The organism is Mucilaginibacter inviolabilis, from assembly GCF_011089895.1.
GTDB lineage: Bacteria > Bacteroidota > Bacteroidia > Sphingobacteriales > Sphingobacteriaceae > Mucilaginibacter > Mucilaginibacter inviolabilis.
Genome location: NZ_JAANAT010000001.1, coordinates 1,870,642 through 1,890,839 on the forward strand (window position 1 = coordinate 1,870,642; position 20,198 = coordinate 1,890,839).

General features: G+C 43.6%; 21 protein-coding genes and 1 pseudogene. 20 read left to right on the top strand and 2 right to left on the bottom strand.

The features are described from left to right. The first annotated feature begins 59 nt into the window (after positions 1-59). The 10 genes and pseudogenes from hisG to G7092_RS07490 all read left to right on the top strand — a co-directional run bounded on the left by hisG (position 60) and on the right by G7092_RS07490 (position 9,119). On the top strand, positions 60-911 hold the full coding sequence (gene hisG, locus G7092_RS07450; RefSeq protein WP_166087743.1) for an ATP phosphoribosyltransferase: 852 nt from the start codon (positions 60-62) through the stop codon (positions 909-911). 51 nt (positions 912-962) lie between these two features. Next, positions 963-2,315: a histidinol dehydrogenase gene (gene hisD / locus G7092_RS07455; protein WP_166087745.1), complete on the top strand. Its 1,353-nt coding sequence runs from the start codon at positions 963-965 to the stop codon at positions 2,313-2,315. Between the two features lie 87 nt (positions 2,316-2,402). Then, entirely contained in the window at positions 2,403-3,449 is a 1,047-nt protein-coding gene (gene hisC, locus G7092_RS07460; protein WP_166087746.1) for a histidinol-phosphate transaminase, read from the top strand. A 78-nt stretch (positions 3,450-3,527) separates the two neighbouring features. Further along, positions 3,528-4,664, top strand: a complete 1,137-nt coding sequence (gene hisB, locus G7092_RS07465; RefSeq protein WP_166087748.1) for a bifunctional histidinol-phosphatase/imidazoleglycerol-phosphate dehydratase HisB — start codon at positions 3,528-3,530, stop codon at positions 4,662-4,664. A gap of 39 nt (positions 4,665-4,703) precedes the next feature. Then, a complete protein-coding gene (gene hisH, locus G7092_RS07470; protein WP_166087750.1) occupies positions 4,704-5,363 on the top strand; it encodes an imidazole glycerol phosphate synthase subunit HisH in 660 nt (219 codons plus the stop codon). A gap of 5 nt (positions 5,364-5,368) precedes the next feature. After that, positions 5,369-6,118 (top strand): 1-(5-phosphoribosyl)-5-[(5-phosphoribosylamino)methylideneamino]imidazole-4-carboxamide isomerase, encoded by a 750-nt coding sequence (locus G7092_RS07475; protein WP_166087752.1) that lies wholly within the window; start codon positions 5,369-5,371, stop codon positions 6,116-6,118. 67 nt (positions 6,119-6,185) lie between these two features. Continuing rightward, positions 6,186-6,518, top strand: a pseudogene (locus G7092_RS30630) (endonuclease domain-containing protein); the annotation flags it as partial. 9 nt (positions 6,519-6,527) lie between these two features. Beyond that, positions 6,528-7,313, top strand: a complete 786-nt coding sequence (hisF, locus tag G7092_RS07480; RefSeq protein WP_317170001.1) for an imidazole glycerol phosphate synthase subunit HisF — start codon at positions 6,528-6,530, stop codon at positions 7,311-7,313. 208 nt (positions 7,314-7,521) lie between these two features. Further along, a complete protein-coding gene (gene hisIE / locus G7092_RS07485) occupies positions 7,522-8,109 on the top strand; it encodes a bifunctional phosphoribosyl-AMP cyclohydrolase/phosphoribosyl-ATP diphosphatase HisIE (protein ID WP_166087754.1) in 588 nt (195 codons plus the stop codon). Positions 8,110-8,213: 104 nt separating this feature from the next. Continuing rightward, positions 8,214-9,119 carry a WD40 repeat domain-containing protein gene (locus G7092_RS07490; protein WP_166087756.1) on the top strand — a complete coding sequence of 302 codons (906 nt, stop codon included), beginning with the start codon at positions 8,214-8,216 and terminating at the stop codon, positions 9,117-9,119. Positions 9,120-9,284: 165 nt separating this feature from the next. Here the strand turns inward: G7092_RS07490 and G7092_RS07495 are convergent, their stop codons facing one another. Beyond that, the gene (locus G7092_RS07495) at positions 9,285-10,046 is read right to left on the bottom strand and encodes a C40 family peptidase (RefSeq protein ID WP_166087758.1); all 762 of its coding nucleotides are present in this window, start codon (positions 10,044-10,046) and stop codon (positions 9,285-9,287) included. Between the two features lie 69 nt (positions 10,047-10,115). Here G7092_RS07495 and G7092_RS07500 point away from each other — a divergent pair, with 69 nt between their 5' ends. After that, positions 10,116-11,063: a bifunctional helix-turn-helix transcriptional regulator/GNAT family N-acetyltransferase gene (locus G7092_RS07500; RefSeq protein WP_166087761.1), complete on the top strand. Its 948-nt coding sequence runs from the start codon at positions 10,116-10,118 to the stop codon at positions 11,061-11,063. Between the two features lie 159 nt (positions 11,064-11,222). Here G7092_RS07500 and G7092_RS07505 read toward each other — a convergent pair whose 3' ends face one another. Then, on the bottom strand, positions 11,223-11,576 hold the full coding sequence (locus tag G7092_RS07505) for a 4Fe-4S dicluster domain-containing protein (protein WP_076378133.1): 354 nt from the start codon (positions 11,574-11,576) through the stop codon (positions 11,223-11,225). Positions 11,577-11,677: 101 nt separating this feature from the next. Between G7092_RS07505 and G7092_RS07510 the strand changes: the two genes are divergently transcribed. From G7092_RS07510 to G7092_RS07550, 9 genes are all read left to right on the top strand, one after another. Next, positions 11,678-12,703: an acyl-CoA reductase gene (locus G7092_RS07510; protein WP_166087763.1), complete on the top strand. Its 1,026-nt coding sequence runs from the start codon at positions 11,678-11,680 to the stop codon at positions 12,701-12,703. 108 nt (positions 12,704-12,811) lie between these two features. Next, complete coding sequence (locus G7092_RS07515) at positions 12,812-13,015, top strand: fructose-6-phosphate aldolase (protein WP_076378137.1); 204 nt, start codon at positions 12,812-12,814, stop codon at positions 13,013-13,015. Positions 13,016-13,021: 6 nt separating this feature from the next. After that, complete coding sequence (locus G7092_RS07520) at positions 13,022-13,702, top strand: cell division ATP-binding protein FtsE (RefSeq protein WP_166087765.1); 681 nt, start codon at positions 13,022-13,024, stop codon at positions 13,700-13,702. A 221-nt stretch (positions 13,703-13,923) separates the two neighbouring features. After that, complete coding sequence (locus G7092_RS07525; protein WP_235953798.1) at positions 13,924-14,520, top strand: nucleotide exchange factor GrpE; 597 nt, start codon at positions 13,924-13,926, stop codon at positions 14,518-14,520. Between the two features lie 156 nt (positions 14,521-14,676). Further along, entirely contained in the window at positions 14,677-15,840 is a 1,164-nt protein-coding gene (gene dnaJ, locus G7092_RS07530; RefSeq protein ID WP_166087767.1) for a molecular chaperone DnaJ, read from the top strand. Between the two features lie 108 nt (positions 15,841-15,948). Then, the gene (locus G7092_RS07535; protein ID WP_166087770.1) at positions 15,949-17,097 is read left to right on the top strand and encodes an exo-alpha-sialidase; all 1,149 of its coding nucleotides are present in this window, start codon (positions 15,949-15,951) and stop codon (positions 17,095-17,097) included. Between the two features lie 95 nt (positions 17,098-17,192). After that, on the top strand, positions 17,193-17,882 hold the full coding sequence (locus G7092_RS07540) for a hypothetical protein (protein ID WP_166087772.1): 690 nt from the start codon (positions 17,193-17,195) through the stop codon (positions 17,880-17,882). Between the two features lie 105 nt (positions 17,883-17,987). Beyond that, positions 17,988-18,896 (top strand): ABC transporter ATP-binding protein, encoded by a 909-nt coding sequence (locus G7092_RS07545; RefSeq protein ID WP_166087774.1) that lies wholly within the window; start codon positions 17,988-17,990, stop codon positions 18,894-18,896. 2 nt (positions 18,897-18,898) lie between these two features. Beyond that, positions 18,899-20,152, top strand: a complete 1,254-nt coding sequence (locus tag G7092_RS07550) for an ABC transporter permease (protein WP_166087776.1) — start codon at positions 18,899-18,901, stop codon at positions 20,150-20,152. The last annotated feature ends 46 nt before the right edge of the window (positions 20,153-20,198 follow it).

Genomic DNA, 20,198 nt, shown 5'->3' on the forward strand with positions numbered 1-20,198 from the left:
CGCGAAATAACAACCCCCGTTTATACTCTTTTTTATCATAGTTTCTTAAATTCAATCTTTTGAAAACACTTAAAATAGCGATCCAGAAATCTGGTCGTCTCAACGAAAAATCTGTTGAATTATTAAAAAATTGCGGCTTAAATTTCGAAAATTACAAAAGCTCGCTTATCTCCCCCGTTTCCAATTTCCCTTTAGAGATCCTTTTTCTGCGCGATGATGATATTCCTGAATATGTTCAGGATGGCATTGCCGATCTGGGTATCGTTGGCGAAAACGTGATTCAGGAAACCGAGGTTGAAGTAAGCTATCTGCAACGCCTTGGTTTTGGCAAATGCTCACTCAAAATAGCCGTACCCAACAACAACAATATTCAAAACCTGAGCGACCTGAACGGCAAAGCCATCGCTACCACCTACCCTGTTATTTTAGGTAAGTTCCTGCAACAGCAAGGTATTCAGTCAGATATCCGTACCATATCCGGTTCGGTAGAGATCTCTCCGGGCCTTGGCCTGAGTGATGCCATCTGCGACCTTGTTTCAACAGGCGGTACTTTAAAAAGTAACGGACTAAAACCATTTGCCGATGTAATGTCGTCAGAAGCGGTGCTTATCGGCTGCAAAACTATCGAGGATAATCACCTGGTACAGGAGCTAATTCAGCGTATCCAATCCGTTTTGCGTGCTAAAGAAACTAAGTACGTGGTACTTAACGTTCATGTAGGTAACCTTAAGGCAGTAACCGCTTTATTGCCGGGCGTAAAAAGCCCGTCGGTAGTGCCATTGGCCGAACCAGAATGGGTTGCGGTACACACCGTAATCCCTGAGCGTGATTTCTGGGACAGGATAAGTCAGCTAAAACAAGCCGGCGCGCAAGGCATTGTAGTAATGCCGATTGAGAAGATAATTTTATAAGACCGCCCCCTACCCCCCTAAAGGGGGAATTTTTGAATAGCATAATGTAATATGGAAAATACAGAACCAACTGGGTCTTCCCCAACTTCCGGCTCCCCCTTTAGGGGGCAGGGGGGGCTGCAGCTTTATAATTATTCAGAACTTTCTGTTACCGATATCCAGAAACTGGTTCAGCGTAATGTTGACCCGGCCAATGAGATCCGTACCATTGTTGAAGAGGTTATTGCCAACGTACAGCAACACGGCGACCGTGCTTTGTACGATTATGCCAGCCAGTTTGACAAGGTTGAATTAAGCAACCTGTACCTGGACAAAACCGACCTGGAAGAACTGGCCGAATCGGTATCTGCAGAGCAAAAAGCCGCGCTGCAAACAGCATACAACAATATCCATAAATTTCACAAGGCGCAGTTAAAAACCGAGGATAAAGTAGAAACCATGCCTGGCGTTACCTGCTGGCGCGAATTACGGCCAATTGAAAAAGTGGGTTTGTATATTCCCGGTGGTACAGCAGTACTGCCAAGCACTTTTTTAATGCTCGGTATCCCGGCACGCATAGCCGGTTGTCATGAAATTGTGGTGTGTTCGCCACCGCAAAAAAATGGTAAAGTGAATGCCTTTATCGCTTATGTAGCCTTGCTATTGGGTATCGATAGAATATACCTGGCAGGTGGTTCGCAGGCTATCGCGGCCATGGCTTATGGCACCGAAAGCATCACTAAAGTTGACAAGATATTTGGACCTGGTAATCAATTTGTTACTAAAGCAAAAACCATTATCCAGTCAACTACCACAACAGCTATTGATATGCCTGCAGGCCCGTCGGAAGTATTGGTGATTGCGGATGAAACCGCTACCCCGGCCTACATCGCCGCAGATCTTTTGGCTCAGGCCGAACATGGTATTGATAGTCAATCGGTATTGGTTTGTACCTCTGCTAAAATAGCACAGGAAACGCTGGCCGAAGTAGAGAAACAACTACCTACTTTACCCCGTGCCGAAATAGCTAAACTGGCTATTGACAACTCGTACATCGTAGTTGCTTCCAGTTTAGAGAAAGCTATGGATTTCAGCAATCAGTATGCACCAGAGCACTTGATACTGGCTACCGAAAGGTGGAAAGAGATCATCGGTTTTATCATCAACGCGGGCTCGGTATTCCTGGGTAATTTAACCCCTGAAAGCGCCGGCGATTATGCCTCAGGAACCAATCATACGCTGCCTACCAGCAGCTATGCTCGTGCATATTCAGGTGTTTCGGTTGACTCTTTTGTTAAGAAGATCACCTTTCAGCACATCACCCGAGAAGGCATTCAGAATATCGGCCCATCAGTTGAAATTTTGGCCGAGTTGGAAGGCTTGCACGCGCATCGGAATGCGGTATCAATAAGGACTAATAATTAAAAGTTTGTCATCCTGAGGGACGAAGGATCTATTCAACGATTAGATTCTTCGCTACGCTCAGAATGACAGGAAAAATTTGAAAGAACCATGTACAATATCAACAATATACTCCGCGAAAACATCAAAAACCTAACCCCCTACTCCTCTGCACGGGATGAGTATCAGGGCGAGGCCAGTGTTTTCCTGGATGCTAATGAAAACGCGTTTGGATCGCCGCTGAACCAGCAGTTTAACCGCTACCCCGATCCTTTACAGTATCAGCTAAAAAAGCGTATCACCGAAATTAAAGGTGTACCGCCCCGCAATATTTTTATAGGCAATGGCAGCGATGAGGCTATCGACATCCTTTTCCGCAGTTTCTGCAACCCCGGTGTGGACAATGTGATCATCGTGCCCCCTACTTACGGTATGTACCAGGTATCGGCCAATATCAATGATGTGGAGGCCCGCAAAGTTCTACTCACCGAAGATTACCAGCTTAATCTGGAAGGCATTGCCGAAGCTATTGACGAGCGTACCAAGCTGATCTTCATTTGTTCACCCAACAACCCAACCGGCAATTCCATTAACCGTGCGGATGTGGAAACCCTGCTGGCCAACTTTAACGGCCTGGTGATTGTAGATGAGGCATATATCAATTTCAGTCGCCAAAAAACATTTATACAGGAATTAACTGAATATGCCAACTTGGTGGTTTTACAAACCCTGTCAAAAGCCTGGGGACTGGCCGGTTTACGCATAGGTATGGCCTTTGCCAGCGAGGAGATCATCGAGGTGATGAACAAGGTAAAACCACCTTACAATGTAAACGAGGCTTCGCAACAACTGGCTTTGGAGGCACTCGCCAATATCGACCAGATCAACAGCTGGATCAAGGAAACATTGACACAGCGCGACAGATTGGTGCTTGAACTCAAGAATTTTGATTTTGTACTGGATATTTACCCATCAGATGCTAACTTTATCCTCGTGAAAACAACCGATGCCAACCGTATCTACGACTACCTGGTAAGCAAAGGCATCATTATACGCAACCGTGCCAAAGTGGAGCTTTGCGAAGGCTGCCTGCGCATCACCGTTGGCACGCCCGATGAAAATACCATATTACTTGATACCTTAAAAAGTTTTAAATAAATATCCAGGTGGATCTTTTTGTACAAAGAAGGAAGAAATCACTAATTCAATAATTCACTAAATCAGTAATTATTTTAAATGAAACGGAAAATATTATTTGTTGACCGCGACGGTACGCTGATCAAAGAACCTGCCGATGAGCAGATAGATTCTTTTGAAAAGCTGGAATTTTATCCCGGCGCGTTAACTTATCTGCCCAAAATTGTCAAAGAGCTTGATTTTGAACTGGTGATGATTACCAACCAAGATGGTTTGGGCACGGCATCGTACCCGGAAGATACTTTTTGGCCGGTGCATAATTTCATATTAAAAACATTTGAAGCTGAGGGTGTAAAGTTCGACAACATCGTGATCGACCGTACCTTCCCTGCCGAAAAAGCGCCGACACGTAAACCGGGTACTGCCCTGCTTACCCAATATTTCGATACTGAAAAATATGACCTGCCGGGTTCATTCACCATCGGCGACCGTAAAAACGATGTACTGCTGGCCCGTAATTTAGGCGCAAAAGCCATCTGGATCAACAATGAATCGGGACTAGGCGGCGCTGAATTTACCGAAGCTGATCATATTGGCGATACCATTGTACTGGAAACTACCGACTGGCAACAGATCTACGAGTTTCTGAAACTGGGTCAGCGTGTGATTAAACACCGCCGTACCACTAAAGAAACCGACATCTACATCAAAATAAACCTGGATGGTACCGGCGAAGCCAAAGTATCTACCGGTTTGAACTTCTTTGATCACATGTTGGATCAGATTGCCCGCCACGGCAGCATCGACCTGGAAGTAATTGCCAAAGGCGATCTGCATATCGACGAGCATCATACCATTGAAGATACCGGCATAGCCTTGGGTGAGGTTTTTGCGGAAGCTTTAGGTAACAAAAAAGGCATTGAACGCTATGGTTTTTGCCTGCCTATGGACGATTGTCTGGCGCAAGCTGCTATTGATTTCGGCGGCAGAAACTGGATTGTTTGGGAAGCAGAGTTTAACCGCGAAAAAGTAGGCGACGTACCAACAGAAATGTTTTATCATTTCTTCAAATCGTTCTCAGACGCAGCCAAATGCAATCTAAACATTAAAGCCGAAGGGCAAAACGAGCATCACAAAATCGAAGCGATATTTAAAGCCTTTGCCAAGGCAATAAAAATGGCCGTAAAACGTGATGTAGATAAGATGGTTTTACCAAGTACTAAAGGGGTACTATAAGAGCCCCCCGGCCCCCTAAAGGGGGAGCAAAAAAACAACATGGAAACATTTAATCAAGATATATCCGGTGAAAGCCTCGCAGAGGCACCCCCTTCAGGGGGCGGGGGGGGCGTCGGCATTATTCTATACGGCGCAGGCAATATATTTTCTTTAACCGCGGCTTTGGAGCGGTTGGGCATTCCCTATGGCTTTATCAACAGCCAGGAGGATTTCGATAAGTTTGATCGCTATATTATTCCTGGTGTAGGCCATGCTGGCGCAGCTATGGATAAGCTGGAGAAAACGGGTCTGGTGCCCGCTATTAAAGCGCTTAAAAAGCCTACACTGGGTATTTGTGTGGGTATGCAGCTCCTTACCTCCTACTCCCAAGAAGGCGATTCCGATCTGTTAAATATCTTCCCGATCAAAACTTTACGGTTTCAGGACAGCGCCGAATATAAGGTGCCACATACCGGCTGGAACCAGGTGTATCCCGAAAAAGACAATCCATTATTTAAAAATATACCGTCGGGTTCACATTTTTACTTTGTACATTCATACTTTATTGAGTATGACAAGGCATACACATTACTATCTGCCAATTACAGCACCGAATTTTCGGCATCAATTTGGCATGATAATTTTTACGGCGTACAGTTTCACCCCGAAAAATCAGGAGTGTACGGCGAAACATTATTAACTAACTTCTCTAAACTATAAAAGACATGTACATTATCCCTGCTATCGACATATTGAACAAAAAGGTAGTGCGTTTGCGCGAAGGCGACTATGGCCAGGTGACTGAATACGATGTTACGTTGGAAGAAATGATTGAGCGCTACCAAAGCAATGGTACCAATTTCATCCACATTATTGACCTCAACGGCGCCAAAAACGATTTCAGTAATCAGCAATACCTGTTTGATGTGATCCGTAAAACCGATATGAAGGTGCAATACGGCGGCGGTATCCGCAGCATTGATAAAGTGAAAGAGCTGATAGATGCCGGTGTTCACCGCGTAATTGTGGGTACACAGGCTCTTACCAATCCTAACTTTTTGCCCGAGCTGGGTTCAGAGATCTGTGGTAAAGAAAAATGCTCAGATCAGGTAGTTATCGCCATCGATGTATTGGATGAAGTAATCAAATACTCCGGCTGGATGGAAAGCTCTCCCATTAAACTGATGGATTACGTTGATAAATGCCTTGCCCTGGGTTTCTTCCGCTTTTTATGTACCGACATTAATAAAGACGGTAAACTGGGTGGTGCAGGTATCGAGCTGTATGAAAAACTGCTTGATCATTCACCTTTTATCAAGCTGATCGCCTCGGGTGGCGTAAGCTCTATGAAAGATATCGAACAATTGAGTCGCCTTAAAGTAGAATCATGTGTAGTTGGCAAAGCCATTTACGAAGGTCACATCACTATCGAAGACGTTAAAAACTGGAATCTGGATGCGCTAATATCCATTTAATACGCCCCCTAGCCCCCTGAAGGGGGAACTACTTGCTTGCGTAGCCTTTTGCTTTATGAAAAAGAAGATGTTTTTGGGTGCAGATCCATTCATATTTAGAAATGCAGAGGCACTCCGTTACAAAATGACCGCAGCAGAAGATTTATTATGGGGACATTTAAAGGGTAAGCAATTAGGTGCAAAGTTTAGAAGACAGCATCCTTTAGGAATTTATATTGCTGATTTTTATTGTCATCAACATAAGCTAATTATCGAATTAGATGGCAGTATTCATAACCTGCACGAGATAGCCCAAAACGATATTGAACGACAAACCAATTTAGAATTGGATGGCCTAAAAGTATTAAGATTCACAAACGATCAAATATTCAACAACCTAAATAAAGTATTGGAAGATATAACCAAGCAAATCAAAAGCACCCCCTTTAGGGGGCGGGGGGGGCTATCGAAGCGAATCATCCCCTGTCTTGATGTAAAAGACGGTCGTACGGTAAAAGGTGTGAACTTTGTCGACCTACGCGATGCCGGCGACCCGGTTGAACTGGCCTGGAATTATTCGCGCCAGGGTGCCGATGAACTGGTTTTCCTGGATATTACCGCCACTGTAGAGCGCCGCAAAACCATGGTGGAACTGGTCAAATCCGTTGCACGACAGATCAATATCCCCTTTACCATAGGTGGCGGCATCAACGAAATTGCCGATGCCGACGCGCTGCTCAATGCCGGTGCCGACAAAATATCCATCAATTCGGCAGCGGTACGGAACCCAGCCTTGATCGATGAACTGGCCAAAGCCTTCGGTGTGCAATTTGTAGTAATAGCGGTTGATACCCGACGCATTGATGATAAAAATATAGTGCACCTGAATGGCGGTCGTCTGCCAACGGAGCGCCAAACCTTAGAATGGATAAAAGAGGCCGAAAGTCGGGGTGCCGGTGAAATACTGCTTACCTCCATGGATCATGACGGCACCAAGAACGGTTTCGACAATGGGTTGTTAAAAACAGTGAACGATGCCGTGCACATACCCGTTATCGCTTCTGGCGGTGCAGGCGCGGTACTGCACTTTGTGGATGTTTTTGAAAAAACCAATGTGGACGCAGCACTGGCGGCATCTGTATTCCATTATGGCGAAATACTGATACCTGATTTGAAAGCGGTATTAAAAAGTAATAATATTGAGGTAAGGATATAATCAGGATGAGGTTTAGTGAAGTCATCCCGAATTTATTTCGGGATCCCACATGCAAAGTCTACACCCATCAAATGTAATACCTTGCTGATGGGGTGCTGAAACAAGTTCAGCATGACATAATTTTTTACAACCAATCCGTTGTTTGTGTCCTCACAGACAACTACGAAACTGCCTGTGAGGACACAGGCAGTGGTAAATAAAAATAAAAATGAATATAGATTTTAACAAAACCGACGGACTGGTTCCGGTGATTATACAGGATGAGCAAACGCTTGAAGTGCTGATGCTTGGTTATATGAACCAGGAAGCCTACGATAAAACCGTACAGGAAAATATAGTAACCTTCTTTTCCCGCTCCAAGCAACGCTTGTGGACAAAAGGAGAAACCAGCAGTAACTTTCTGCATGTAAAAAACATCAGCATTGATTGTGATAGCGATACCCTGCTCATCAAAGTAAAAGCCGATGGCCCAACCTGCCACACCGGCTCGCGCAGCTGCTTTAAAACTGAATTTAACCAGAACTTTATCCTGGAACTGGAAAACATCATTGCCGACAGATATGAAAACCCGGTTGAGGGTTCATACGTAAATAAACTACGCAATAAGGGCCTTAACAAAATAGCCCAGAAAGTAGGTGAAGAAGGTGTAGAAACTGTTATAGCCGCGCTTGCCGAAACAGAAACCGATCTGATCAATGAATCATCAGACCTGGTATTTCACTTGCTGGTTCTATTGCGCGAAAAAGGCCTCGATCTGAAAACAATAGCTAAGAATTTAGAATCAAGACATAAGTAGTTTTTTAGTTCATGGTTCATAGATAATAGTTCATGGTAAAAATCACTACAGTACTATTATCCTTCCGTCTATGAACCATGAACCATTAACCATGAATTAAAGCAATGACCGCAGAAAAAATAGCAGAATTGACCGGGCATGGCAACCCCATTTTTACACTGGAGCTTTCGCAAAAACCTGACATTTTATTTACCGGTGGCAACGATAAGGGCTTGGTGGAATGGAACTTGCACGACTATTCTTTTATAAAAGTGATGTTCCCGGTGAGGGCATCTATTTATGCTATACATGGCCCGGTGGGCTATCCTATATTATTGACAGGTTTACGCAGCGGCGAGGTGTTGGTGTTTGATTTTATACAGCAAAAGATCATTAAATCATTACAACATCATCTAAAACCGATCTTCGATATCAAATCGGTGAGTAAAAAGAATGAATTGCTGATCGCGTCTGAAGATGGCACGGTTTCCGTTTGGAGTTTGGCCAGCCTAGAGATGGTGCACAGCATCAAATTATCTGCCGATACAGTACGCTGCATAGCCATATCGCCCGATGAAAAACAGGTTGCTTTTGGTTGCAGGGATAATTCTATCAAAATTTATGATCTTCATGATTATACCCTGCTTAAATCAATACATGGGCATACCATGTCGGTTTTTACCCTGGCTTATAGCCCCGATGGTACTTATCTGGCATCAGGTGGCCGCGATGCGCAGATCAAGATATGGGACAGTGCCATTTATCAACCTATCAAAAATATTCCCGCGCATCTATTTGCCATAAACCATATCCTGTTTCATCCCACAAAACCCTATTTTGCTACAGCCAGTATGGACAAGGGCATCAAGATCTGGGGAGCCGACGATTTTAAACTCTACAAGATCATTAGTCGCGAAAAAGGACATCCGGGGCATGTGCTCTCCATCAACAAACTAGCCTGGAACGGTGATCAGCTCCTATCGGTAAGTGATGATAAGAGCGTGCTGGTATGGGATATTAAGTTTGATTGAGGATTATTGTATTGCCAAATTCCCTCCCCACGGGAGGGGTGCGTTGGAATTGTGTAGTAGCAGGGAGGGGTTTATACAAGCGATTCAAACATGTCATGTTTACTAAACCCCTACCTCCCCTTCCCCAAGGAAGGAATCGCACTATCCCCCACTTTTCTTTGAGTATTACATAAATCTCTTAATACTATGCAGCTTATGCGTATGTCGTTTCTGCTCCAACGAATAAATGCCTTCCGCGTCTATCGTATCAATTTTAACTTTTCCTGAAGCGTGGATGATGTGTTCGTTGTTCAGCATAATACCCACGTGGGTTACTTTACCTGCTTCGTTATTAAAAAAAGCCAGATCGCCCAGGCGGGCCTCTTCTATATTTTCAACCAGGGTCCCCTCTTGAACCTGCTGACTGGCATCGCGTTTTATCTTGATATTGTTCAGGCTAAAAACTACTTGTGTAAAGCCCGAGCAATCAATACCAAAATGCGTACGACCGCCCCATAAATAAGGTGCATTTAAAAATGATTTGGCAGTGGTGGCTATGTCTTCCCGCTCACCTATTTCGCCTATAATTTCAAAACGCTCGTTACCTATACGGCAGGTGGTACCTTCTAAAAAGGCTAAAGAACTGCCTGCAGGTAAATAAACAACACTGTTATCGGCTATTTTCCAAGCTTGTGTTACAGCCCGGTAGGTAAGCGGTGGTTTTATATGTTTGAAGCTTTTGTAAGCGACATGCCCAAGCATAGCAAATTGCAGGCGACCGATCCAGCCTTCATAACCATCACTTTCGGTGATGATCTTTACCCAGCGTTCGCTCCATTCTATGATCTCAAATGCTTCGCCAAACAAAACCTGCGATACCTGCTCGCTGCGGTCATTAGCCTCGGCACGCAGCGGGATAACCGCCAGATTACAAATACCGTATTCCATTGATAATAGTGAAAAACAAATATAGAAATAAAAATAATTTATATATTTGTAAGTACTTACGTAACTAATATGAGTTTAATTGATGATCTGGAAGAATTGGCCGTTGGAGCAAGGCTCAAACGCCTTTATGAATACTTTGCAAAGGATGTTGTTCAGATATATAAAGATGAGCAGCTGAACTTTGAACCCAAATACTTTACCCTCTATTACCTGATCAGCAAACAGGGTGAAGCTGCTGTAACCGAAATTGCCGAAGAACTGGGCTGCACTCATCCGGGTGTCATTCACCTGGCCAAGGAACTGGAAGAACTGGGTTTTATTGAGTCAGTTAAATCTACAACCGACAGTCGTAAACGTATGCTGCGCCTGTCAGAAAAAGGGAAAGACTCCCTCCCAAAATTTGAGCGGGTATGGGCCAAGATCCTCACCCTCAATAAATCATTATTTAATAGTCAACAACATAATTTATTAAGCGCTATTATGGAAACTGAAGCACAACTCAACGACAAACCATACTACCAACGTTTTCAGGATATGTTTAATCCTCAGGGAAACAATCCGGTAACAGTAACCAACTACGATCCACAATATGCACGCTACTTCAAAAACCTGAATATAGAGTGGATCAACACTTATTTTACTGTAGAAGAGCATGATCTGGAGCAATTGAACCATCCCGAAGAATACATCATTGGCCCCGGTGGCGAAATACTTTTCGCTCATATCGACGACGATGTTGTTGGCACCTGCGCCGTGATCAAAACAGGCGAGGCCGAATACGAGCTGGCCAAAATGGCGGTAAGCCCAAAATACCAGGGCCGCAAAATTGGCAATGCCCTTATGGAAGCAGCCATAGCCAAAACAAAAGAGCTAGGCGGCACACGCCTTTGGCTCGGCTCAAACACATTACTTTCCCCGGCTATTAGCCTGTACCGGAAATACGGTTTTAAGGAGTTTAAAGTGGCTGATACGCCTTATGCCCGCGCCAATATCCACATGGAAAGGGATCTGCGGTAGATATGAGACGTGAGATATGAGATTTGAGACATCTAAAACATCCCGCGGGCCGTGTCCTCACGGTTCGCTTAACAATTCATAAAGCACAAAAAAAGGGGATCAATGCTGATCCCCTTTTTTGTGTCTCATATCTCAGATCTAATATCTCACATCTGAATACTATTCGTTGATATGCAGCCAGTCTTTCTTGGCTAACAATTCTTCTTTGCTTTCGCGAATATCTTCATCATCAACACAACAATCTACAGGGCATACTGCAGCACATTGTGGTTCGTCATGAAAACCAACACATTCGGTACATTTATCTGGTACAATGTAATATATATCATCAGAAAGTGCAGCCTGTGATTCTTCGGCATTTAATGTGTTACCATCGCCAAAATCAATAACCCCTTTAAGCCCTGTTCCGTCGCTAAAGCGCCATGCCGCGCCGGCATCATAAATGGCATTATTTGGGCACTCCGGCTCGCAGGCTCCGCAGTTTATGCATTCATCGGTGATTTTAATCGCCATATTTCTAAATATCTAATATTCTCAATTAACTTTGCCTGAAATTATCAAGCGCACAAATATAACAAAAAAAGGGTTTCGGGGTTTACAACCTTACCATATATATGTCAAAAATTAATATAAAAACCGCAATAAATTCATTTTCAGTCTTAGGAAAGCAGTTAGCCGAACCTGATGAGCAGTTAATGGCCATTATTAACGACGAACAGTACCATAATGCATGGTTTACACCCGAAAGTGTTTTACGCGCTGTTACCGCTATCGGCAAAATGCTTAATGAGGCTGATTTAACAGCCTGGCTCGACAGATACAACCTTTCGGGCGATGATCAACCTAAAAAAGTGGGACTCATCCTGGCCGGTAATATCCCGCTGGTAGGCTTTCATGATGTGCTTTGTGTACTGGCAACCGGTAATCACGCGCTCATTAAAACATCATCACAGGATGCGTACCTTATCAAGCACGTATTGCAACGCCTGGTTGATATCGATGATAGCTTTGCTTCCCAGTTTAGTTTTGTAGAACGCCTTACCGATTTTGATGCCATTATAGCTACCGGCAGCAACAATAGTTCGCGCTATTTTGACTATTATTTTGGCAAAGTACCCAATATTATCCGCAAAAACCGCAACAGCATAGCCCTGCTTACCGGCAACGAAAGTGCGGAGGACCTGTTTAACCTGGGTCACGATATTTTTGATTACTATGGCCTGGGCTGTCGTAACGTGTCGAAATTATTGGTACCTGAGGGATACGTTTTTAATTTCTTTTTTGAATCGATAGAAGAGTTTAAAACCATCATCCATCACCACAAATACAGCAACAATTACGATTACAACAAATCCATTTACCTGGTAAACGGCGACAAACATTTCGACAATGGCTTTTTAATGGCCAAGGAAGATGAACGTATAGCATCGCCCCTGGCGGTGGTGTATTACAGCCATTATGCCGATCTGCCTGCAGCACAGCAATTATTGATGGAACAAAGCGAAAACCTGCAATGCATCGTTACCAAAGCGCCAATAAATGTGCAAAGCCAGGTAGTAGGTTTTGGCCAAAGCCAGCAACCCGCTTTATGGGATTATGCCGATGGCATTGATACCATGGATTTCTTGGCAAATCTTTAAAATAACAATACCTTTGGGGGAAAGCATATAGTTGATAGTTCATAGATCATAGCTGATCTTTTTAGCTTTGAAGCAACATGAACCATGAACCATGAACCATGAACTAACATGTATATTATAAAAGTAAAAGGCGTTGCCAAAATACCCGATTATGTGCAGCTGCGTGATGATAAGTTTACGCTGCTGGCTTATTTCAGGGTCGACAGGCCTGATAAATCGCTGGATAAGGTGGGACTGGCCGATAAGGCCGAATATATTATGAATATAATCAAGGATCTGCCTTTTGGACAGATCTTAAAATTAGAGCTATAAAAAACGATGATCGGAAATTCTATTATTAAGCTAAACAATGTTGATATTTTTCAGCAGTCGCACCTGGTATTGTCAAACGTTAATCTGCATATTGATAAAGGCGATTTTGTATGGCTCATAGGCCAAACCGGATCGGGCAAGAGCAGTTTGCTTAAAGTAATTTATGGTGATCTGACCCCGAAATCAGGCACCGGTCATGCCTGCGGTTACGAGCTGAGCAAACTGGCCAGCCGCGAGGTGCCATTTCTGCGCCGTAAGCTGGGCATAGTTTTCCAGGATTTCCAGTTGCTTACCGATCGTTCTATCGAGCAAAACCTGTTATTTGTAATGCGCGCCACCGGCTGGACAGACAAAAAGCTGATAGCAGACCGTACCCTTGACGTATTGGAAAAAGTAGGCTTACGTTCCAAACTCAAAAAAATGCCGCATGAGCTATCAGGCGGCGAGCAGCAACGCGTGGTAATTGCCCGCGCCCTGCTAAACGACCCGGAAATTATCCTGGCCGATGAGCCAACCGGTAACCTTGACCCGGAAACATCCGAAGAAATTGTGTTGCTGTTAAAACAGATCAGCCAATCGGGTACCGCGGTATTGGTGGCTACGCATGATTATCACATCATCCGCGCTTTCCCTTCACGCATTATCAAATGCGTGAATGGTAAAGTTTTGGAAGACGCGGAGATATAACCGTTGATTGTCTGAACTCGAATTTCAAGAATTAGTGAATTAACAGAATGTCATCATTAATTCTGCCCATTCTTCAATTCTTAAAATTCGAGTTCAGACAATCAACGGTCATCTTGTCACCCCCGCGTAAAACGTGTCACTCCTTCCTGATATTAAAACACACCACTGACAGCTTGTCGGCTTTATGCTAATGGCAGGATACTTGATTGGCACTATGAGCTATGAAATTTAACGATATGTTGAAGAAAAAGAAGAAAGAAAATACGGACACCCCAGATATGAATACGGCAGAACAAGAAAATTTAAACGAGAACGGGCAGGAGCAAGCCCCAACCGAAGCTACTGAAGCAACTACAGCAGAAGTTGTATCTGCCGAAGACAAATTGAAAGAAGAATTGGCACAGGCAAACGACAAGTACCTGCGCTTATATGCCGAATTTGACAACTTCAGAAGACGTACCATCAAAGAACGCGCGGAAGCCCGTGAAACAGAAGGTAAAGAGCTGTTAGTAGCCCTGTTGCCTGTTCTGGATGATTTTGAGCGCGCGCAACGTTCCATGGAAAATGCTGCTGATGTAGCTCCGGTTAAAGAAGGTGTTACGCTGATACAGAACAAATTAAAAAACATACTGGGTCAAAAAGGTCTGAAAGAAATGACATCAATTGGCGAGCCTTTTGATGCCGATCTGCATGAAGCCATTACCAATATACCAGCCCCTACCGATGATCTGAAAGGGAAAGTGATGGATGAAATGGAAAAAGGTTATTACCTGAAAGACAGAGTAATACGTTTTGCCAAAGTAATTGTAGGAGCATAATTAATTAGTGAATTATTGAATTAGTGATTTAGTGAATTCTTTCACCTTCAGATTCAATTGTTCGCATGTTAATATTATTAAAATAAAAGGAATTGAATTATTGGTTATTCTAAATCAATCACTAATTCACTAACTCAATAATTCAACATTGAATATATGGCTAAGAGAGATTATTACGATATCCTGGGAGTCGCCAAAGGTGCCGATGCCGACGAGATAAAAAAGGCATATCGTAAAATGGCTATTAAATATCACCCGGATAAAAACCAGGGCGATAAAGAGGCGGAAGAAAAATTCAAGGAAGCTGCCGAAGCTTATGAAGTGCTGAGCAGCCCTGAAAAGCGCCAGCGTTATGATCAGTTTGGTCATGCGGCCAATGCGTCATCACCCAATGGTGGTGGTGGCTATGGCGGCAGCATGAATATGGACGACATATTTAGCCAGTTTGGTGATATTTTTGGTGGCGGCAGTCCGTTTGAAGGCTTTTTTGGCGGTGGCCGTCAAAGTGGCGGTGGTGGCAGGCGCGTGGCACGCGGCAGCAACCTGCGTATCAAAGTGCGTTTAACCTTAGAGGAAATAGCCAATGGCGCCGAAAAGAAGATCAAAGTAAACAAACAAATAGTTTGTAAAACCTGTGATGGTTCGGGCGCTAAGGATAAATCATCCTTCCAAACCTGTAAAACATGCGGTGGCTCGGGCGCGGTGCGCAGAGTAACCAATACCATACTGGGCCAGATGCAAACTACCAGCACCTGTCCTACCTGTAACGGCGAAGGCACAACCATACTGTCAAAATGTACCGTTTGTCATGGCGATGGCGTTGTTCGCGGCGAAGAGCTGATCACCATTAACGTTCCTGCCGGTGTAAGCGAAGGCATGCAGCTGAGCATGAGCGGCAAAGGTAATGCTGCTCCACGTGGTGGTGTACCGGGCGACCTGATCATCCTGATTGAGGAAATCCCGCACGAAACACTAAAACGCGATGGTAACAACGTAATATATGATCTGCACGTAAACTTTGTGGATGCTACCTTGGGTACCACTGTTGAAGTGCCAACCATTGACGGCAAAGCCAAGATCAAGATTGACCCGGGAACCCAGGGTGGTAAAATCCTGCGCCTGAAAGGCAAAGGCGTGCCCGAAGTGAATTCCTATCACCGTGGCGACCAGTTGGTTCACATCAACATCTGGACACCAAAGGCACTAAGCCGCGAAGAGCGCGAACTGCTGGAAAAATTACAGAACTCACCCAACTTTAAACCCAACCCGGGCAAAAACGAAAAAAGCTTTTTTGAACGGATGAAGGAATATTTTGAATAAAAGCTAAAAGCAGAAGGCTTAAAGCCAAAAGCTATTACAAAGCCCGGAGTTTATATACTTCGGGCTTTTTTGTTTTGATAGCTTGGTTGTATTAGCTATTATTGGGTTATGCGTAAATTGTTAAAGTTTCTCCTGAGTATAGCCTTATTCTTCTCTTGCAATTATCTTTTCGCCCAAACCCCATCCATCCGCAATAACTACCAAACCGAAGCGAGTGTGCCCCGCTTAAAAATTGAACGGAGCATGATTTACTCGCCTGATAAGGAATGGTTGTATAATCATCACCCTTCTATTATCCATTTCAAGGACCGCTTTATAGCGATATGGAGCAACGGGCTTATTGATGAGGATTCACCAGGCCAGCGGGTAGTTTATGCTACTTCTACCGATTTTGTGCATTGGTCGAAGCCTGAAGTGCTGGCATCGCCCGAAAAATTTAAAGATACACTAACCGTGCTTACAGCTGCCGGTTTATATCAATACAAAGGGACTTTAGTGGCTTATTATGGTGAGTATACCAAACATCGACAAAATACGCACTTATGGGCCAAAACCAGTACCGATGGCATCCATTGGAGCAATGCTATAGATATGCATGTACCGCTGATACCTAACCATGGCCCCGAGATTACCCAAAGCGGGCGGCTCATCATCAGCGGTAACTTTATGTTTCCGTACACCGATGATCCTAAAGGCATTTCGAGTTGGAAAATCAGCAGTTTTTACCCTGGTTCGTTATATACCCAGGATAACTCTTCCGCCTTTTATGCTCCGGCTGCCAAGCTGGGACTACCCCCACTTTGTGAGGGCTCATTTTTTGAAACGGACGATCATGTACTGCACATGTTGTTGCGGGTTACCGGTAAGGGTTGGAAAGGCCGTTTATGGCTAACCGAAAGCAGGAATGATGGTCAGAGCTGGTCGCGCCCGGTAGAAACCGCGTTTTCTGATAACGACAGTAAATTTCATTTCGGTCGCCTGCCCGATAAGCGTTTTTACTATGTAGGTATTCCAGATACGCTGCATCATTACAGCCGCAACCCGCTGGTACTGTCGCTCTCTCAAAACGGTGAAACTTTTGATAAAAATTATATTATTGCCGATGAACTATACCACCTGAAAAAAGAAGGTTTATGGAAAGGTGGCCAATATGGTTATCCGCATACCATTATTTATAATGGCTATATGTATGTAATTATTTCCCGGCAAAAGGAGGCTATTGAAACATTGCGGTTTAGTTTAAATCAGCTTCGCTGATAACTGCTGAGATTACAGAAGCCCGGGATCATAACAATCCGGGCTTTTTTGTTTCTCATGATTAGTTTATAACTTGCTTTTTAAATCATCGCCTCATGATCAACCTTAAGTCAATCCGCATTGTTACCTTAGTTGCTTTTTTTAAGATTGCTATTTTAATCCTCTACCCTTGTTTAGCTATAACTAATATAGTAGCAGCTACTTATATACGATATCTGTTCACCATTTTATCCCTGGCTACCTTTACCATTATTGTCATCTATCTGTTTGGTATTCTTAAATTTCTGAGAGAGGACGATGATATACTCCTGGCATTTAAAGTATTTATAGGTTTTGAGCTGGTTAATTTTGTGATAAATATGAGCCTCTCCCTGCTTGTGTTCCCTAAACTTCATAACAGCTATTTGTACGTAGGCTATTACTATGGAATCATGGAGATTATCCGCTTTGTCTTATTATTATATTTATCTATTCAGTTAAGCAGGATGCAAGATCCTGCACTTAAATCCTCTTTCGTATTTTTTGGGGTTGCATCATTGGCATCATGTATCATCGTAACAGTTGCACCATTTTATGCTGCATATATAGTAAACTACATGGGTGTTGGATCTCATGCGCATATTATGCGCCATATATATGACTATGCGGGCATGGCCAATATACTTCCATTAATAGCGGTAATTATTATCTTAAGTCAGCTACGGCAACGGCTTAATTACATAGATGAAACAATTAAAAAAGGACCTTTTTTTGCCGGATATGAAGACAACTCAGAGCAAAAATAGGCTTTCCAGCATTTCTGGGCATAAGTTTTCCAATACGCTGCCGTGATGTAACATTTTGAAATTGCCCGTATCTAAAGCGTACTATTAACATCATAAACCAATTACATGTTAAGCATACGCCATATTGTTAAACAGTACGCTGGTCACCGGGCTCTGGACGATGTAAGTCTGGAAGTGGAAAGTGGACAAATATTCGGGCTTTTAGGTCCGAATGGTGCGGGTAAAACCTCCCTTATCCGCATTGTAAACCAGATCACTGCGCCTGACTCGGGCGAAATCTATTTCGACGGTCAAAAACTCAATCAATCCCATATCGAACGTATTGGTTATCTGCCTGAAGAACGCGGCCTCTACAAAAAAATGGAGATTGGCGAACAGATGATCTACCTGGCCCGGTTGAAAGGCCTAAGCCGTGATGAAGCCAACAAGCGTCTCAAATTCTGGTTCGAAAAGCTAGGCATCGAAGCCTGGTGGAAAAAGAAAATAGAAGAACTATCCAAAGGTATGCAGCAAAAGGCCCAGTTTGTGGCTACTGTGCTGCATGAACCCGATCTGATAATACTGGATGAACCTTTCAGCGGATTCGATCCCGTAAATGCCGAAGTGATCAAGGATGAAATATTGGAGCTTAACCGCAAGGGAGCTACTATCCTGTTCTCTACCCACCGCATGGAATCGGTAGAGGAGCTTTGCGATTCCATTGCGCTCATCCATAAATCGCACAAAATATTGGACGGTAAGGTTAAACACATCCGTAATTCCTATCGTAATGAGGTGTACCTGGTGGAGTATTCGGGCAATCCATTAAGCTTTAGCGGCGCACAACCATTCGACCTCATCGGCGAAACCATCAGTGATGAAGACAGGCATACTATCCGCATCAAACTTCATGATGGCCGTACTTCCAATGATGTGCTGCAGTACCTCATCCCCCAAACCCACATCAATATGCTGCAGGAAATAATACCCAGCATGAACGAGATATTTATTGAAAAAGTAAACCTAATACCTTAACCATGAATAAAGTTTTGCTTATTATACAAAGAGAATACCTCACCAGGGTAAGGAAAAAATCGTTCATTATCATGATATTCGTGGTGCCTCTGCTTATCCTGGTAATGGGTGGCGCTATTGCCCTCATAGCTAAAAACAGCAGTCAGCTAACCAATCTGCAGGTAGTTAATGTGGTGGACAAAAGCGGTATTTTCGCCAAAAAACTGCAGAATGTACCCAATATAAAATTCACGTTTGCTCATCAGGATATTAATGAGGCCAAGGCAATGTCGAAAAAAGATGAGAATATCTCTACTTTATACATCCCTGCCGATTACACCAAAAAAGGAGCTATACAAATATTTGCCAAAAAGAAATCGCCACTGCAGCTTACAGATGAGATACAGAGGCAGATGAACGATATTGATTTTAACAACAGCATGATCATGCATCATATAGATACGGCAGTGATCCATTCTATCAAGAAAGCAGATATCTCTGTTAACGCTGTAGAAATCACCGACAAAGGCGACAAAGACGCCAATATAGGCCCTAATATAGCTATCAGTATTGCCTGTGCTATATTCATTTACCTGGCACTTTTTATTTATGGCAGCCAGGTAATGCGCGGGGTAATAGAAGAAAAAACGAGTCGTATTATAGAAGTGATCATATCCTCAGTAAAACCGTTTCAGTTGATGCTGGGTAAAATTATTGGTGTAGGCCTGGTGGGTTTAACACAATTCAGCGCCTGGATCATTTTATCAGTCATCTCATCAAAAATTGCCGGGCATGCCTTTAACACGCCGCAAAGCCCAATGGCAAGCGCTATGGCTGTGCTGCAAACTATTCCGTTTGGATTTATACTGGGCTGTTTCCTGTTTTACTTTTTAACCGGGTACTTATTGTACAGCGCCTTATTCGCAGCTGTAGGTTCGGCGGTAGATAGCGAAACAGAAACGCAGCAGTTTATGTTTCCCATCACTATGCCGCTATTGTTCACCTATATTTTATCGGTATCAGTTTTGTTCCGGGCTCCTGACAGCGCACTGGCTGTTTGGCTTTCCATTATACCATTTACCGCTCCTGTGGCCATGATGGTACGTTTACCCTTTGATCCGCCGGGATGGCAGTTAGCCTTATCCATGAGCTTAATGGTAATAGGCTTCCTGTTCACCACCTATGTAGCGGCGCGCATATATCGTGTTGGTATTCTGATGTATGGTAAAAAAGTAAACTTCAAAGAACTGGGCAAATGGTTTTTTTATAAAGAATAAGAAAGGTGAAAGGTGAAAGGTAGTCAAAAAGAGCTTTCATTTTTAT

Excerpts from the sequence above, each read along its gene's own strand:
- hisIE (WP_166087754.1), top strand. The coding sequence starts at position 7,522 with ATGAATATAGATTTTAACAAAACCGACGGACTGGTTCCGGTGATTATA.
- G7092_RS07520 (WP_166087765.1), top strand. The coding sequence starts at position 13,022 with ATGATCGGAAATTCTATTATTAAGCTAAACAATGTTGATATTTTTCAG.
- hisB (WP_166087748.1), top strand. The coding sequence starts at position 3,528 with ATGAAACGGAAAATATTATTTGTTGACCGCGACGGTACGCTGATCAAA.
- G7092_RS07510 (WP_166087763.1), top strand. The coding sequence starts at position 11,678 with ATGTCAAAAATTAATATAAAAACCGCAATAAATTCATTTTCAGTCTTA.
- hisH (WP_166087750.1), top strand. The coding sequence starts at position 4,704 with ATGGAAACATTTAATCAAGATATATCCGGTGAAAGCCTCGCAGAGGCA.
- G7092_RS07495 (WP_166087758.1), bottom strand. The coding sequence starts at position 10,046 with ATGGAATACGGTATTTGTAATCTGGCGGTTATCCCGCTGCGTGCCGAG.
- hisC (WP_166087746.1), top strand. The coding sequence starts at position 2,403 with ATGTACAATATCAACAATATACTCCGCGAAAACATCAAAAACCTAACC.
- hisD (WP_166087745.1), top strand. The coding sequence starts at position 963 with ATGGAAAATACAGAACCAACTGGGTCTTCCCCAACTTCCGGCTCCCCC.
- G7092_RS07500 (WP_166087761.1), top strand. The coding sequence starts at position 10,116 with ATGAGTTTAATTGATGATCTGGAAGAATTGGCCGTTGGAGCAAGGCTC.
- G7092_RS07490 (WP_166087756.1), top strand. The coding sequence starts at position 8,214 with ATGACCGCAGAAAAAATAGCAGAATTGACCGGGCATGGCAACCCCATT.
- G7092_RS07535 (WP_166087770.1), top strand. The coding sequence starts at position 15,949 with ATGCGTAAATTGTTAAAGTTTCTCCTGAGTATAGCCTTATTCTTCTCT.
- dnaJ (WP_166087767.1), top strand. The coding sequence starts at position 14,677 with ATGGCTAAGAGAGATTATTACGATATCCTGGGAGTCGCCAAAGGTGCC.
- G7092_RS07505 (WP_076378133.1), bottom strand. The coding sequence starts at position 11,576 with ATGGCGATTAAAATCACCGATGAATGCATAAACTGCGGAGCCTGCGAG.
- G7092_RS07545 (WP_166087774.1), top strand. The coding sequence starts at position 17,988 with ATGTTAAGCATACGCCATATTGTTAAACAGTACGCTGGTCACCGGGCT.
- G7092_RS07540 (WP_166087772.1), top strand. The coding sequence starts at position 17,193 with ATGATCAACCTTAAGTCAATCCGCATTGTTACCTTAGTTGCTTTTTTT.
- G7092_RS07550 (WP_166087776.1), top strand. The coding sequence starts at position 18,899 with ATGAATAAAGTTTTGCTTATTATACAAAGAGAATACCTCACCAGGGTA.
- G7092_RS07525 (WP_235953798.1), top strand. The coding sequence starts at position 13,924 with ATGAAATTTAACGATATGTTGAAGAAAAAGAAGAAAGAAAATACGGAC.
- G7092_RS07515 (WP_076378137.1), top strand. The coding sequence starts at position 12,812 with ATGTATATTATAAAAGTAAAAGGCGTTGCCAAAATACCCGATTATGTG.
- G7092_RS07475 (WP_166087752.1), top strand. The coding sequence starts at position 5,369 with ATGTACATTATCCCTGCTATCGACATATTGAACAAAAAGGTAGTGCGT.